This window comes from Microbulbifer maximicatervae (SeqCode) (assembly GCF_056231245.1).
Window position 1 is genome coordinate 4,023,836 of record NZ_CP174334.1, and the last position, 11,936, is coordinate 4,035,771.

17 protein-coding genes are annotated in these 11,936 nt (G+C 48.7%); 5 read left to right on the forward strand and 12 right to left on the reverse strand.

The features are described 5' to 3' along the window. The first annotated feature begins 61 nt into the window (after positions 1-61). Positions 62-430, forward strand: coding sequence for a hypothetical protein (locus tag ACJJIS_RS17475; RefSeq protein ID WP_475708694.1), 369 nt, complete (start codon positions 62-64; stop codon positions 428-430). A 238-nt stretch (positions 431-668) separates the two neighbouring features. Here the strand turns inward: ACJJIS_RS17475 and ACJJIS_RS17480 are convergent, their stop codons facing one another. The 4 genes from ACJJIS_RS17480 to ACJJIS_RS17495 form a co-directional block, all read right to left on the reverse strand. After that, complete coding sequence (locus tag ACJJIS_RS17480; RefSeq protein WP_475708695.1) at positions 669-1,289, reverse strand: Type 1 glutamine amidotransferase-like domain-containing protein; 621 nt, start codon at positions 1,287-1,289, stop codon at positions 669-671. Between the two features lie 463 nt (positions 1,290-1,752). Next, positions 1,753-2,055: a hypothetical protein gene (locus tag ACJJIS_RS17485; RefSeq protein WP_475708696.1), complete on the reverse strand. Its 303-nt coding sequence runs from the start codon at positions 2,053-2,055 to the stop codon at positions 1,753-1,755. Between the two features lie 401 nt (positions 2,056-2,456). After that, entirely contained in the window at positions 2,457-2,846 is a 390-nt protein-coding gene (locus tag ACJJIS_RS17490; RefSeq protein ID WP_475708697.1) for a LexA family protein, read from the reverse strand. A 95-nt stretch (positions 2,847-2,941) separates the two neighbouring features. After that, positions 2,942-3,151 carry a hypothetical protein gene (locus ACJJIS_RS17495; RefSeq protein ID WP_475708698.1) on the reverse strand — a complete coding sequence of 70 codons (210 nt, stop codon included), beginning with the start codon at positions 3,149-3,151 and terminating at the stop codon, positions 2,942-2,944. Between the two features lie 245 nt (positions 3,152-3,396). On the opposite strand from ACJJIS_RS17495, the gene ACJJIS_RS17500 reads away from it, so the two are divergent. Further along, on the forward strand, positions 3,397-3,738 hold the full coding sequence (locus tag ACJJIS_RS17500; RefSeq protein WP_475708699.1) for a helix-turn-helix domain-containing protein: 342 nt from the start codon (positions 3,397-3,399) through the stop codon (positions 3,736-3,738). A 1-nt stretch (position 3,739) separates the two neighbouring features. On the opposite strand, the gene ACJJIS_RS17505 is transcribed toward ACJJIS_RS17500, so the two are convergent. Beyond that, positions 3,740-3,958: a DUF433 domain-containing protein gene (locus ACJJIS_RS17505; RefSeq protein ID WP_475708700.1), complete on the reverse strand. Its 219-nt coding sequence runs from the start codon at positions 3,956-3,958 to the stop codon at positions 3,740-3,742. Between the two features lie 168 nt (positions 3,959-4,126). Between ACJJIS_RS17505 and ACJJIS_RS17510 the strand changes: the two genes are divergently transcribed. Together ACJJIS_RS17510 and ACJJIS_RS17515 are read left to right on the forward strand one after the other, a co-directional pair. Then, positions 4,127-4,723: an AHH domain-containing protein gene (locus tag ACJJIS_RS17510; protein WP_475708701.1), complete on the forward strand. Its 597-nt coding sequence runs from the start codon at positions 4,127-4,129 to the stop codon at positions 4,721-4,723. A gap of 11 nt (positions 4,724-4,734) precedes the next feature. Further along, positions 4,735-5,277 carry a hypothetical protein gene (locus tag ACJJIS_RS17515; RefSeq protein ID WP_475708702.1) on the forward strand — a complete coding sequence of 181 codons (543 nt, stop codon included), beginning with the start codon at positions 4,735-4,737 and terminating at the stop codon, positions 5,275-5,277. Positions 5,278-5,363: 86 nt separating this feature from the next. Here ACJJIS_RS17515 and ACJJIS_RS17520 read toward each other — a convergent pair whose 3' ends face one another. Then, entirely contained in the window at positions 5,364-5,813 is a 450-nt protein-coding gene (locus tag ACJJIS_RS17520) for a hypothetical protein (RefSeq protein WP_475708703.1), read from the reverse strand. Positions 5,814-6,197: 384 nt separating this feature from the next. Here ACJJIS_RS17520 and ACJJIS_RS17525 point away from each other — a divergent pair, with 384 nt between their 5' ends. Further along, positions 6,198-6,845, forward strand: coding sequence for a hypothetical protein (locus ACJJIS_RS17525; protein ID WP_475708704.1), 648 nt, complete (start codon positions 6,198-6,200; stop codon positions 6,843-6,845). 215 nt (positions 6,846-7,060) lie between these two features. On the opposite strand, the gene ACJJIS_RS17530 is transcribed toward ACJJIS_RS17525, so the two are convergent. The 6 genes from ACJJIS_RS17530 to ACJJIS_RS17555 form a co-directional block, all read right to left on the reverse strand. Further along, positions 7,061-7,501, reverse strand: a complete 441-nt coding sequence (locus ACJJIS_RS17530) for a DUF2793 domain-containing protein (RefSeq protein WP_475708705.1) — start codon at positions 7,499-7,501, stop codon at positions 7,061-7,063. Positions 7,502-7,517: 16 nt separating this feature from the next. Then, complete coding sequence (locus ACJJIS_RS17535; protein ID WP_475708706.1) at positions 7,518-8,969, reverse strand: phage tail protein; 1,452 nt, start codon at positions 8,967-8,969, stop codon at positions 7,518-7,520. Between the two features lie 112 nt (positions 8,970-9,081). Continuing rightward, a complete protein-coding gene (locus ACJJIS_RS17540; protein ID WP_445360518.1) occupies positions 9,082-9,660 on the reverse strand; it encodes a hypothetical protein in 579 nt (192 codons plus the stop codon). A 1-nt stretch (position 9,661) separates the two neighbouring features. Next, positions 9,662-10,594 carry a hypothetical protein gene (locus ACJJIS_RS17545; RefSeq protein WP_475708707.1) on the reverse strand — a complete coding sequence of 311 codons (933 nt, stop codon included), beginning with the start codon at positions 10,592-10,594 and terminating at the stop codon, positions 9,662-9,664. Beyond that, the gene (locus ACJJIS_RS17550) at positions 10,594-11,514 is read right to left on the reverse strand and encodes a hypothetical protein (protein WP_475708708.1); all 921 of its coding nucleotides are present in this window, start codon (positions 11,512-11,514) and stop codon (positions 10,594-10,596) included. Before ACJJIS_RS17550 ends, ACJJIS_RS17545 begins: the two co-directional genes overlap by 1 nt. After that, positions 11,502-11,936 carry an NlpC/P60 family protein gene (locus ACJJIS_RS17555; protein ID WP_475708709.1) on the reverse strand — a complete coding sequence of 145 codons (435 nt, stop codon included), beginning with the start codon at positions 11,934-11,936 and terminating at the stop codon, positions 11,502-11,504. Before ACJJIS_RS17555 ends, ACJJIS_RS17550 begins: the two co-directional genes overlap by 13 nt.

Here is an 11,936-nt window from a genome sequence, read left to right on the forward strand (position 1 = left end):
GTCTGGTTGTGGCATCATATTCAACTACGTAAATTAATTCTCAGCCTATGGAAACGATGTAATGTATAAAAAGTTATCCATTAAAACTGGCCTTACCATCCTAGCATCCGCAATTACTTTGATGGGATGTACAAGTGCCCAGGAAAAAGAAGCGATGCAGAAGATAGTATTTTCTAACGCTGAAGCTATAGAAGGATGCGTACTAGTAGAAGATGTAACATGCAAAACAATCAGGGTTAACCAGGGAGATGTTTGTACTCCTTGGTTACAAAAAAGGGCTGTGCGAAGAGGCGGAACCCATGTGGTTAAGGCTTCTTCAAAGGCGCAATTTGGCGATATCTATATGCCTAACGGAGTATCGGCAGGTAAGGCTGTAACAGGCACGCATATCCCAGCGAAAATCTATAACTGTAGTGCTGCTAGCGAATAAGCGCTAACATCCCCAGGGAGCAAGTCACATTATCACTTGCTCCCCGGCAGTATTCTTTAACATTCCGCTCAACTCAAACTATAACTTCTTGCTTACCCCAATTTTAAGCTACTCCTTGAAAAAAGCCCTAAAGAAGAGAAAATTTCTAGAATTTGTCTTTTTCTTCGCCACTAGATAATTGCAGCAATCTTAATGAAATATAGATAGTATGACTTATCATACAACGGTTATCGACTCACTAAGACACCGCGATCCAGGTCTCTGCTTCCCCATCGATTACAGCGATCAACTGATTGTTACTGAATGGAGCTAATTCCAGCTCATCTGAATATTTAGAAATAACAAGTTCAGCAGCATCCTTAAACGGTTGGTTTCCATAGTGAGGTAAGGGATAGAAGTGCACAAGATTTAACCCTTCATAAGACTCTAGATTCTTCGCTGCATCGGGGTTATCCATCTCCCGAATATACGCGATATTCGGCGAGAGGATTACAGTACCTGCCGACTCACCTATATAGGGCTTACCCAGCCTAATCTGCTCCAACAAGATTTTGTCTGCCCCACTTCGCCTAAGCTCTTGAAGTAGGAAATAGGTGTTACCACCAGTTACATAGATATACTCATTGTTTTGCAGTTTATCTTTAATCTCATCCACTGAAGCCTTAGACACTTCCAATTCATCTACAATAAGACCTAACTGCTCCAGCTCCTTCTTGGCATCTTCCACATAAAAAGTGATCTCTTCGGGAATGCTTGCAGTAGGGATGAATGTAACCTTCTTACCTTCAAGCCGCTTATCAAAACTCGCGATTGCGCTCGCGACCTCAGCAAAATACGAAGTCAAGAATAGCTTGGCCATATATTTTAATCCTTTAAAGTACTTAATTAATCAATTACTTGATATCGATATAGTTTACTCGAGATGTGAACAGGTCAATAAAGATGTATCACATTATCCGATTATGTATGGAGGGCCCAATATTATTTTTTTATTATCTCGCAACAAAATCATCAATTACCGATTCCACCTTGAAAGTGGCCAACTTTGTCACTAAATCCAATAATAAATGGCGAAGCTTCTCCCCCCTGATTTTTACAGGAATGTTTATATCAGGCTGGTTTGACTATGAATTTCAACAATATTTATAAGCAGCTAAAGCCAAGTTTAAAGTATGATCTAAGTGGAACTAACAGGTAACCAAAATCACTTCTTTATCATTCACTATCTTGGCATCTCTCATAGAACCAGAAGCATAAGCAAGCAAAATCTGTAAGAACCATATTACATAAAGATTCGGCAGCTTAACTTTTGTACCATTTACCTAATAGTAGGAGCCAATTAGCATACGCAAAATGGAGGGGGAGATAAGTCGCTCCAGAGGCTGCGGCTTTTGCTGCCCTTGTTTATGATGCATTTTTCGTACACGATCTTTCGGAGTGAGCACTCTTGCTCCCGAATCTACCTGAATCCCACCAGTGATATCTAACCATTTAGCAAAAAACGAATATATTTTGGTATAGCCTTCCCAGCCTTTAAAGTAGCCGAAAATCGCAGCCACGATATAAACCACAAACAAAGTACAAAAGAATATGGCTTCACGGTCAGGAAAAAACAGCTCTTCCATACCCTCTTTGGGGTTTACCCCCCGGGCGAACCCCATAATTAAAATCACATTAGAAAAAGCAGAAGAGTTACCGGGATACAGCCTAGCATTATCCCTCGAGCAATTTTCTCCGGTTTTGTTGGCTGATACATGTATTGCACCGATGATTAAAATCGATTGACTGGAAGGCAAGGCGTGATAGGAATTTTAGGCAAAAAAAAGGGCCTAAAAGACCCTTTTTATTTTTGCGAGTTCTGGATAAGAGATTTTCCATCTCTTCTCGCACCCCTTGATAGATAAGGGAAATTTGGTGGAGCTAAGCGGGATCGAACCGCTGACCTCAACACTGCCAGTCTTCAGTACACAAAAATGTAAGTTACTGAATTTTAAAGGAAAACATCGGTTTGCCAGCCTCAACCCTCTCACTCTCCTCGATGATAGCGCACTGACGCTTTAACCACCCCCTCCACAATCAACTCTTGCCCTTCCCAAATTGGAATGTACGCATATTTATCATTTGCTGACATCAGCCGTCCCCGGCGTCGATCCAATATCTTGCACGTTAGCTGGCCGTCCAGGGCCACCACAACCACATCACCGTGCTTAGGGGTTAGCGATCGATCAACAACCAATAGATCACCATTATGGATACCGACATTTACCATTGAGTCGCCATTGGCGCGGACCATGTAAGTTGCCGCTGGCCTTGTGATCAGGTGCTCATCAAGGCTGAGTGCGGCTTCTTTGAAATCATCTGCAGGTGAAGGGAAGCCACAGCTGATGCCGTGGCTGTACAGGGGGGTAAGTGCCATAAGGGAATGCTCAGAAAGCTGTATATTTATACAGTTTATTTTGTAGCCCTCCACTTGGCAAGCAGGCCCGAAAAGCTAACTGTCTGGGTAGGGTTCTAATCCGCCTCCTCCTTCAAGCAACATCTACCAGCATTCAACACCTCCGCCGTATGAATTACACCGCGAACGATTGCGCCCATCTCCTCGCCGATTAACCGTATCAACACATCCCGCGCACCTTGATCCGGGCAGTCCGTGACCCACTCCAGGCCGGAACAAAGGCTATCGATATGATGAAGCTGTTGAATATGAGCAGTGATTGGCATGGTCTACCTCCTGTAGGAACTTCTAAACCCTCACCGCCGCAAGAATCTCCGAGCGACGGCGGCCTGTCGTCGTGAATGCCTTCAGTGATTTATTCGGGCTTTTGGCGACAAACACCGAAACACTACTAACAAAATCACAGTGTATAAATGAATATTCTGGATTATTTCCAATCTAGCAATGCAAAATGCGGTTGAATTTCGATAATCGAAATTTTGTCAATACATGAGGGTACGGCAACGGCTGGATGTTAGAGCCAGGCACACTAGGCAGGCGCCTGCGCGAAGCAAGGATAAGAAAGAGGATGACGGGGGCGCAGCTAAGTAAGAGGCTGGGGCTAGCACCTTCGCAGATTTCTAAAATGGAAACAGGCGGTCAGAAGGTGCCGGCGGAGATGCTGCCTGACTGGTGTGAGGTGGTGGGTATTACCCTGGCGGAAGTGTACGGAGCAGAGAACCGGCATCACTTTGAACAGATCCCCTTTCCGCCGATAGTCGCAAAGCTCTATGAACAGCTACCGCAGGAGTTTCGCCGGCATATTCATCGGATGATTGAGAACACCTACCAGCTATGGAAGAGCCGACGTTAAATTAGACCTCATCACCTTTCGGAAGGTGGTCGGCGGCATATCCAATTGCCGCGCGTATTTTGGTTTCGTCCAGGTTGGGGAAGTCTTCAATGATTTCTCTAGTGGTCATACCGGCACTGAGCATCTGCAAAATATCTACCACGGCTATTCTGGTTCCTTTCACACAAGCTTTCCCACCGCGCTTTTCCATATCCACCTCAATATACGGCTGATAGTCCATTCAGCACCTCCACAGGTTATTGGGATCTTTCAGCAGGCAATAGCCACTCCAAAATCAAATTATTTCTACTTGAGTTAATTAATCTTCCCTATCTTGATTTACAGCATACTCTGCAGCCCATTCCCTTTTGTATACTTCGCAACTGCTTTACAAGGAGGAATGCGTCAAATGGGACATTATGAACAGCCAAAGCCGTACTACCTTAAAGACCGCCGCGAGATCGCTATAGATAGGTTCGCCTCTAAGGACAATATCTCCAAGGCGGACTATATGGCCCTACAAGTTGTCGAGCAGGTGGAAGAAACCCTCGACAAGTACCGCCAAGAAGCAACCACCATGTCTAGAAAGGAATTGAGGGATGAAGAGCACGACTCCGCACGGCTAGGCCAATTTCTGGAAAAAAATGGCAAGCCCCATCCCGGCGGAAATTGCGATGCCCATGCGATCGTTTCAGGAGCACACCCAAAGGCCACTCGGCAACGGGGTATCTTAGCGAGAGCGAAGGTCCGCATAGACGATATAAGAAATGGTACCTGGCTTCCAAGAAGAACTGCGGACACTCCACACCCTAAAATGCCAAGCGCTGTACCTCACTCGCGCATACATAGGAATGGTTATTACCAGTGGCTTAATCTGGAGTTTGATACCCTAGACTTAAATAATCTTACGGCTGAGAGTGTAGAAAAGCTTCTTAAAGGGATAGAGTACGACTTGAAGTTCTCCAGCTTCCCAAGCTTTGTTATGTTGCCTGCCGATAAACTCTAAGCATTGAAAATATGAATATCTATCAAGTATCTGAAGACGACAATAACTACATGACGGTCTACTTCGACCCTGATGAGGTTGAAGAGAAGCGCGGTGATGATGATTTTATCATTTTCACACAACCACAGCCCTACGCCAGTGACTGGGTACCTTTAGAGTTGAGTATTAAAGCCTGTGACTCTCCCCCCAATATTCCCACGCTATCGCGGTGGCAAAACTATCTCGTGCTGCACGAAGCAGCCTATAAGGCTCTCGAAGGCATGTTAGGCCCTTATGGGGAATTTCTCCCCTGCACTTATCAAGGAACTAAGTTTTACCTGTTTAACCCTCTAACTATCGCTGAAGATCTCAATGCGGTAGTGCCGGGCTCTGTTACAAGAGAAGGCAACCTGATCTCAGGGATTGAATTTGACGAGGAGAAACTAAAAGAAGTGCCGGTATTCAGGTGCAAAGAGTCTAATATAACCATTTACTGCACTGAAGCTTTCAAAAACATCGTAGAGTCAGAGAAGCTTGAAGGGCTAAGATTTAGCACCAACCTGACACATTATTAGTAGTAAGCAAGAAGTTACCCACTTAATCAAGCTCAGTCAGTGGGTAGCTTTTATTATAAATCATATTATTTACCCTAAATCATCCATCACTGGCCATCAACTTTCATAAGCATCAGGAAGTCCGCCCCAGACTTTGCTCCATAGATAACTATAATAATAAGAACAAACTGAACGACAACCCCAACAATAAATGCCTCAAGGAATATCCATTTATCTTTTTTCCATACAAGGATCACCTTCCTTACAAACAGGCCACATCGCCTAAATTGCTTCTCAAGCACCTTAAATTCAAAAGCTATTTCTGATTTTGATTCGACAATACTTTTTACGAGTAAAGATGTATTAGCCCAGAAGGCCAGGGCAAAAATCCCAACAAAAACCCAAAATATAAATGTGATCCCCACCCCTTCGCCTGTAAATTCAGACAAACTCATCTTTTGTCCCGATATGACAATCAGGGAAAAGATAATTATCTGCGGTGTCATATTCCTTAAGAAGTCTAAAAAATCTTTTCTACCACCCTTTAAAATATACACCCCTCCTCCCTACTGCCCATTCGAACAGTCAAGCCGGCTAATAGATAAAAGTCTATTAACATATGAGACTAGTTATTATTTGAATCAAAAACCAACAGCTTACCGCAACTAGTTACATCAGCCCATACTTACCGGCTAGCACCTCAAACTGACGCTTATAGATTGAGCGGGCGGACTGTTATGGAGGCAACCACACTTCAGACATTATGCTACTGACTTATACGGGAACAGAATTCAAAGAAAAGCAACTCACAGCCTGCCATTATTGATCACAATTGAAACCATTTTCTTATATTTACATCAATCACAACAACTATTACATTTAAGAGGTCTTCTTTGAAGCAATTTTAGCTCCACAAAAAAAATATAATTTAAGGATAAAAAATGGCAAATTCTGTTAGCCTTTCATTTAATGTCAATAATGGAAATGGTGACTGGTATGTAGCTGGCTCGGGGAAAGGGGGAAACTTGCTAAATAGAATTAAGTATACATGTGAACATGGTCAGGGTGCCCGGCAGGCTGCCTGCAAAAGAGTATACGAAAATCTTACTAGGCCGACTAAAAGATTTGATCACATACAACGTGAAGCATGCGCTGAAGCCCACGCTCTAATGAGAGCGGTATTAGATTACCAATGTACCGATCTAACTAAAATAGTTTTCAAAGACATCACGGGTCTTGGCGGGAGGCCATATATACCATGTGAAAATTGTAGAAGTTTTGTCGGGCCACGCGGTAACGGACAATACAAAGTAACCTTATTTTCATCTACCAGTACCAATACTTCATACGCTGAGGATGCTGCAAACCTTTTCCAAGACGAACATTTACATGGGCTTGCATTACTGGCTCGCAGCATAGAAGGACCAGGGATACCTAGCTCTTTAGCTTTATTACGAGGAGTCGTTGATAATAGAATAAAGTCTAGAATAAATAGGAATGCACTACTTCAAAATACACGTCAGACAAGGAACGGGAAGAAATCCTTTAACATTTCCGGCGGTTGGCCAGACGATCTTGTACTTTATTAGGAAACCCACTCGATATTGTCATAGCCGCAATAATGCTATACACAAGCTTGCGGCTAGTTACCTCAATATCAAGATTGGACATTATCACTATCATTTCCCCATAAGCTAGCTCATCGTAATTGACCACCACCATACCTACCTATTCAGAATCACCTTAGCTCCAATAAACTTATAGCGAGTTGCCGGCTTTAAAGAGGACCTTACCTCGTTACGCCTTAATTCACCTGATCATCCCAAAATACACCATTCAAAGCGCTTAGTATCTGCCCAACCACCCCAGCCAAATCGCTGCTTGTGTCACCAGTAATTTGCGGCAGCGTTGCCGGGCGGTTGGCGATCTGCCAGCCGCTACTGGCTTTTACATATAGAAGACCATCCGCTTTATTCAGGGCCACTTTTGCCGGGAAGAATTGCCAGTAACCAGGGGCCGCCACATAGCGGGCCAGCTGGCCGTTTTGGTTTGCCCAATCGCCGCTACCGGTGGCAACTAGGTAGCGGTCGCCATCACTGGGGGAGCCGGGGGGATCGTTTTGGATCCCCAGCACTTCGATCTGTAACAGCGCGTCGATGGTATCCAGGGCTTGGTTGAGGCTCGCGGCTGGGTCCAGGGTGCCTTCGTCGGCGTAGGGTATGGCGTTGTTGGGTGTGTTGCTCATGGTCCTTTTATCCTATTTATGCCGTAATTTCTGCAGCCGGGCCGGGACCGGTGATGCTGTTGATTTGGCTCACTTGAATCGTGGCGGTGCCTGGGTCGGTGATTGTTAGTGTGGTGGCAGTGGTGTCGGTGCTTTGGCCGTTGACCGTTACCCGGTAGCCGGTAAAGAACTGGCTTTGATCGTAGGCGGCGCGGCCGCCGAGATACCCTACCCCACCCCATTCAATGGTTAGCTGGCCGCCGCTGCGGTAGGCGCGCAGGCTGGTGGGTGCGGGTTCACTGTGGCTGGCGCCAGTGTAGGTGGCGGCGGTAGTCGTCTCCTCGCCGCTGCCGCTACTGGTGGCACGGAAGGTGAGTAGTTGGTTCAGGTTGTAGCGCTCGGTGGGGATATAGTTGAGCGTGTTGCGATCCAGCAGGACAAAGCGGGTACCCGCTGAGTGCTGGCTGATTTCGGTATTCAGGCGGCCGCGCAGCAGGTAGCCAATTTCCCACACGCCGGGGCTGATCTCGTCGGCCTCGCCAAAGCTCACTATTTCATTACCGATCAGTGCCCGGTTCTGCCGGTTGAGCAGCTGCGCTAGCGTGCGATACTCGAGCGCGTCGCCATCATCATAGAGTTGGATTTGCACGCGGTTGTGGGTGTCGGGGATCTCGCGCTTGTGGGTGCCAAGTGCAGTGACCAGCTCACCCATTACCGCTTCCACGTCGGTGGTATCGGACTCGGTATAGTTCTCTCCACCATCTAAAGACAGCGCGACGGTGGCGCCGCTCCAGGCGCTGTTGCTGCCGGCGATAGCGATGTAATACCCCAGCTGGGTATCGTCGCCGCTGGACAGTATCGGCGCGTCGATAAATTCGATATAGGTCGAGCCGGCTACCAGCGGCACCGGGTCCGGTGCAGCCATGGGAGCCACGCCTAGGGCCTGACTTTGGTAGGCGCTTTTGCGGTCGTGGATCAGTTTGTATTTTTGCTCGCCCCGATCGATATTCACTTCGTCAATGCGAAGGCGGTCGCCCTGATACAGCACCACATCGCCAGCGGTGAGCCCCAGGTAATTGCGGGGTAACGTAATATCAAACTCGCCGCGCTGCTCTTCGATCATCACCTTATGCATGATGACAGCGATCTGCGCGGCCTGATCGGTTTCCAGTACCACGGGGGTTTCAATACTTTTTTCCCCTTCGCCGCGAGTATCGATACTGCGGTCTGAGGTTTGTTTGCAGGTATCGATACCGCCAACAGAATCGTAATAGTTCAGGTTTAATACCTGCACAATATCCTCGGGGGAGCGTCGGGTTTTCTCGTCGTCGCTATCGCCGATTAAATCGTTCTCGTCGATTTCCATTACCGGCTCGCCACCGCGCGGGACAAAATCTATTTCACCCCCGCGATTGACCGGATCAAAAAAGAATAACTGAGCCAGCTCTTGGATATGCTCGTATACCGGGGATTCATTCGTGACCTGCATTCCCTGCACATAACCTTCAAGTCGCGTGGTATTAAATTTCCCAGGGGGCAGGCCGGCGCGCTCGCACAACTCGGCGACGATGGCGTATAGAGGATATTGGGCGGACATAGGATTAAGACTTTAATAGGAATTGCAGGCGGTACTGTTTGTGCATACCGATTTTAATCAGGCCATCGCTATTCACGTTTTCGTGCAATAGGTATTCGGTTTGGTAGCGGTCGCGCTGTTGCCGGCAATAGAGGTTGCCGTCTTTGAGATAAGCAAAAATGACATCACTGACACCGGACTGTAATTGCCGCTTATCATCCAGGGTAACGCGCGGAGTGATAATGCCGGGCCAGTCGGTAATCACCTGTGCACCCTGTGAGGAGTCGTACCAGTAGAGCTTGGCTGTGCCGCCCTCCACATAGGCAACCACGGGGCGCATATTCTGGTCGAAGGACAGTGAGACCTCAGTAATATCCGTGCCGCTGATTAGCGTGAACTCGGCCACCTCATGGGCATTCAGCACAATGTCGCAGCCGTTATTCAATACCCGCGCGCGCCAGACCTGATAATTCAGCCCCTCGCTGGGATCTTGCAGGGCAATACCGCCGGATTCATAGTCGGTAACATTCCGCACCGGCAAGGCGGCACCGCCCATAAAAGGCGCAGGCACGCTTTCCTGTGACAACTCATTCTCCGGCAGCATGTCAGCCCCGCGCCCAGGAGTGGGAGAGCGTAATGGTGAGAACGGTTTCAGAATCTTTAGGTATGGCGCTGCCATCGGACACCGCCGCAAATTGCACTTGCCAGCGCGCCCAACCGGTATTGGCGGCAATTGAACGCACCCCACCAAAGTTGGCTTGATTTAACCCCCAGGAGTACTGCCCCGAAGCCTGAAAACTCCCTGCGGAGTAACCGCCATCCGCAGTGCTACCGCTAACGCTGGTGCCGGTTGGTAAACCGGTCACATCGCCAATATCACCGGCATAAGCATAGGCATAAACCCCGCTGTTACCGGAGCGGTCAAAATCCCAAGCGCTAGAGCCCGCAGTGGATACGCGGCAGGGGCGGGCAATATAGTCGTAGTCCACACCGCCAATAGTGACAACCCCGGTCACGTCGTCCAGTTCGGGGTAAATACGCAGCTCGTAAGTCACGTCCAGGTACTCATCAGAGAGTACGGTGATGCTGCTGGGATTGCCGTCGGCATCTTGAATCAGTGCCCGCGAAAACAGATTGCCGCTCGACGTGTTAGCCCAACCCACACCCACCTCGGATAAATTGCCGGCGGCGTCGCCCTGATCAAAGCGATACACTTTTTGCAGCGACAGGTACCAGGGGTCCGTGCTGGCCTGGGCGCTGCGCGCGCTGGATTGCAAGGTGTTGTGAATGGCTTTATAAGCGGACATATCGGTATCGTTCACCGTGGGGGTTGTCGATCCGCTGCCCACATAGCAGTTGGATGTGCAGTTGTGGGGCGACTTGGTGCCCAGCTGATCCAACCCCAGATCCGTAATCAGATTTTCAAACTCGGCGCGACACACGCGGCTACCGGGGATTTCGCGAAGCCCCGCCTCTGACTGTGTGGCTTTAAAGGTTTCTATTTTGTAGAAACCGCGCACGCGGTTATTAGATTTCATTAGGTTAAATCTCCAGTAACGCCGACAAACGTCGCAGACAAATTATCCGGGATGCTTTGGTCATAACTAATCAGGGCCTTTTGTAAATCACCCGCCACGCTGACAAACTGCGAGGAAACGGATTCCGGGCTGTAGAGGTCGTAACTCGTTAATAGCGAACGCAACTCCCCCGCGACTCCGACAAATGCAGATTCCAGTTTTTCCGGGCTCCAGTTTTCGTAGCTGGCCTTGATCGAACGCAGCTCACCCGAGACACCCGCGAACCCCGCGCGCACGCTATCGCGCGCCAGAGCTTCGGGCGCGCCTCGCGCTTCTATAAAGTTCGCTTCAAGGGAATCGGCAAATTCCAGTGCGTAGGGCTTGGAGGTGAGCGCCACCCCCTCAGCCCGCTCCACTTCAAAGGCAAATTGGGGAATAGCACCGCCGGTACTGGTGAGGTTTTCGTTGTCGATCACCATGTAACAGGTGCCGCGATAGGCGTGTACCTCGCTAACCCCAAACGCCGCTTGCATCACTGAGCTGGGCATCTGATCCCAGTCGCCGAGAAAGAATTCGGCAATGCGTAAAAAGGCCAGGTTGTTGGTGGCTTGCGTGCTGTCGATGCTATCGCGGTCGTATACCAATTCGTTGTTGCGCCAGACGCGGGAGATACCGGTGATAGGCCCCTCGCAAATCCGTATGGCGTAGGTGCGGTAAACCTCCTCGTTGACAACTTCTGTCGAGCCGCCGCCCTTTCCGGATTTTTGTTTTTCTTTTTTCTTAACAATCTTGGGCGCGGTGGTGGCAATAATATTGCCGATGACCGGCAGCACCTTGCCAAAAATAATCGGGCGCGGTACGCCGGCTTTGGAGGTCTGCACTTTGATATCGTCAAAGGTGCGCCCCTCAATCGTCGTGGTACCGAAAATTAAGTTACCCATGGGGAATACACCTCCACCAATAGGCGGCGCCAGCGCTTATCTAAAATATGCTCGCGGCAATCTTGGTCGGCGTGGGCGTGAATTAGAGAGAATCCACCGTGCGGGTAATCCCCTAAAAAACCTACATGGCTGGGGTCGGATTTTTGCGGCGATTTAAATACTGCAATATCCCCCGGCTGCCACAAAGCTTCCGCGACCGGATTGCCGAAACGCCGCTGCATTTTTTGCCGCAGGCCATCTTTCCAGGGTTCACGGCCGTAGTGCTTTTCATCTTCAATCTCAACACTGGCAGCGCGCAGGCTGAGCACGATCATGCCCACACAATCCACGGCCCAGGCGGTGCGACCCCGGTGACGCCAGCGCACGCGGTTAGCCACCAGGCTTCTTGCATAAACCAGTGTCGCTTGTCTTTGTTGATTCAT

Coding starts and splice junctions, on each gene's coding strand:
- ACJJIS_RS17545 (WP_475708707.1), bottom strand. CDS start 10,594: ATGAAATCTAATAACCGCGTGCGCGGTTTCTACAAAATAGAAACCTTT.
- ACJJIS_RS17500 (WP_475708699.1), top strand. CDS start 3,397: ATGTTAGAGCCAGGCACACTAGGCAGGCGCCTGCGCGAAGCAAGGATA.
- ACJJIS_RS17485 (WP_475708696.1), bottom strand. CDS start 2,055: ATGGAAGAGCTGTTTTTTCCTGACCGTGAAGCCATATTCTTTTGTACT.
- ACJJIS_RS17525 (WP_475708704.1), top strand. CDS start 6,198: ATGGCAAATTCTGTTAGCCTTTCATTTAATGTCAATAATGGAAATGGT.
- ACJJIS_RS17530 (WP_475708705.1), bottom strand. CDS start 7,501: ATGAGCAACACACCCAACAACGCCATACCCTACGCCGACGAAGGCACC.
- ACJJIS_RS17540 (WP_445360518.1), bottom strand. CDS start 9,660: ATGCTGCCGGAGAATGAGTTGTCACAGGAAAGCGTGCCTGCGCCTTTT.
- ACJJIS_RS17555 (WP_475708709.1), bottom strand. CDS start 11,936: ATGAATCAACAAAGACAAGCGACACTGGTTTATGCAAGAAGCCTGGTG.
- ACJJIS_RS17515 (WP_475708702.1), top strand. CDS start 4,735: ATGAATATCTATCAAGTATCTGAAGACGACAATAACTACATGACGGTC.
- ACJJIS_RS17535 (WP_475708706.1), bottom strand. CDS start 8,969: ATGCAGGTCACGAATGAATCCCCGGTATACGAGCATATCCAAGAGCTG.
- ACJJIS_RS17490 (WP_475708697.1), bottom strand. CDS start 2,846: ATGGCACTTACCCCCCTGTACAGCCACGGCATCAGCTGTGGCTTCCCT.
- ACJJIS_RS17475 (WP_475708694.1), top strand. CDS start 62: ATGTATAAAAAGTTATCCATTAAAACTGGCCTTACCATCCTAGCATCC.
- ACJJIS_RS17495 (WP_475708698.1), bottom strand. CDS start 3,151: ATGCCAATCACTGCTCATATTCAACAGCTTCATCATATCGATAGCCTT.
- ACJJIS_RS17550 (WP_475708708.1), bottom strand. CDS start 11,514: ATGGGTAACTTAATTTTCGGTACCACGACGATTGAGGGGCGCACCTTT.
- ACJJIS_RS17480 (WP_475708695.1), bottom strand. CDS start 1,289: ATGGCCAAGCTATTCTTGACTTCGTATTTTGCTGAGGTCGCGAGCGCA.
- ACJJIS_RS17510 (WP_475708701.1), top strand. CDS start 4,127: ATGGGACATTATGAACAGCCAAAGCCGTACTACCTTAAAGACCGCCGC.
- ACJJIS_RS17505 (WP_475708700.1), bottom strand. CDS start 3,958: ATGGACTATCAGCCGTATATTGAGGTGGATATGGAAAAGCGCGGTGGG.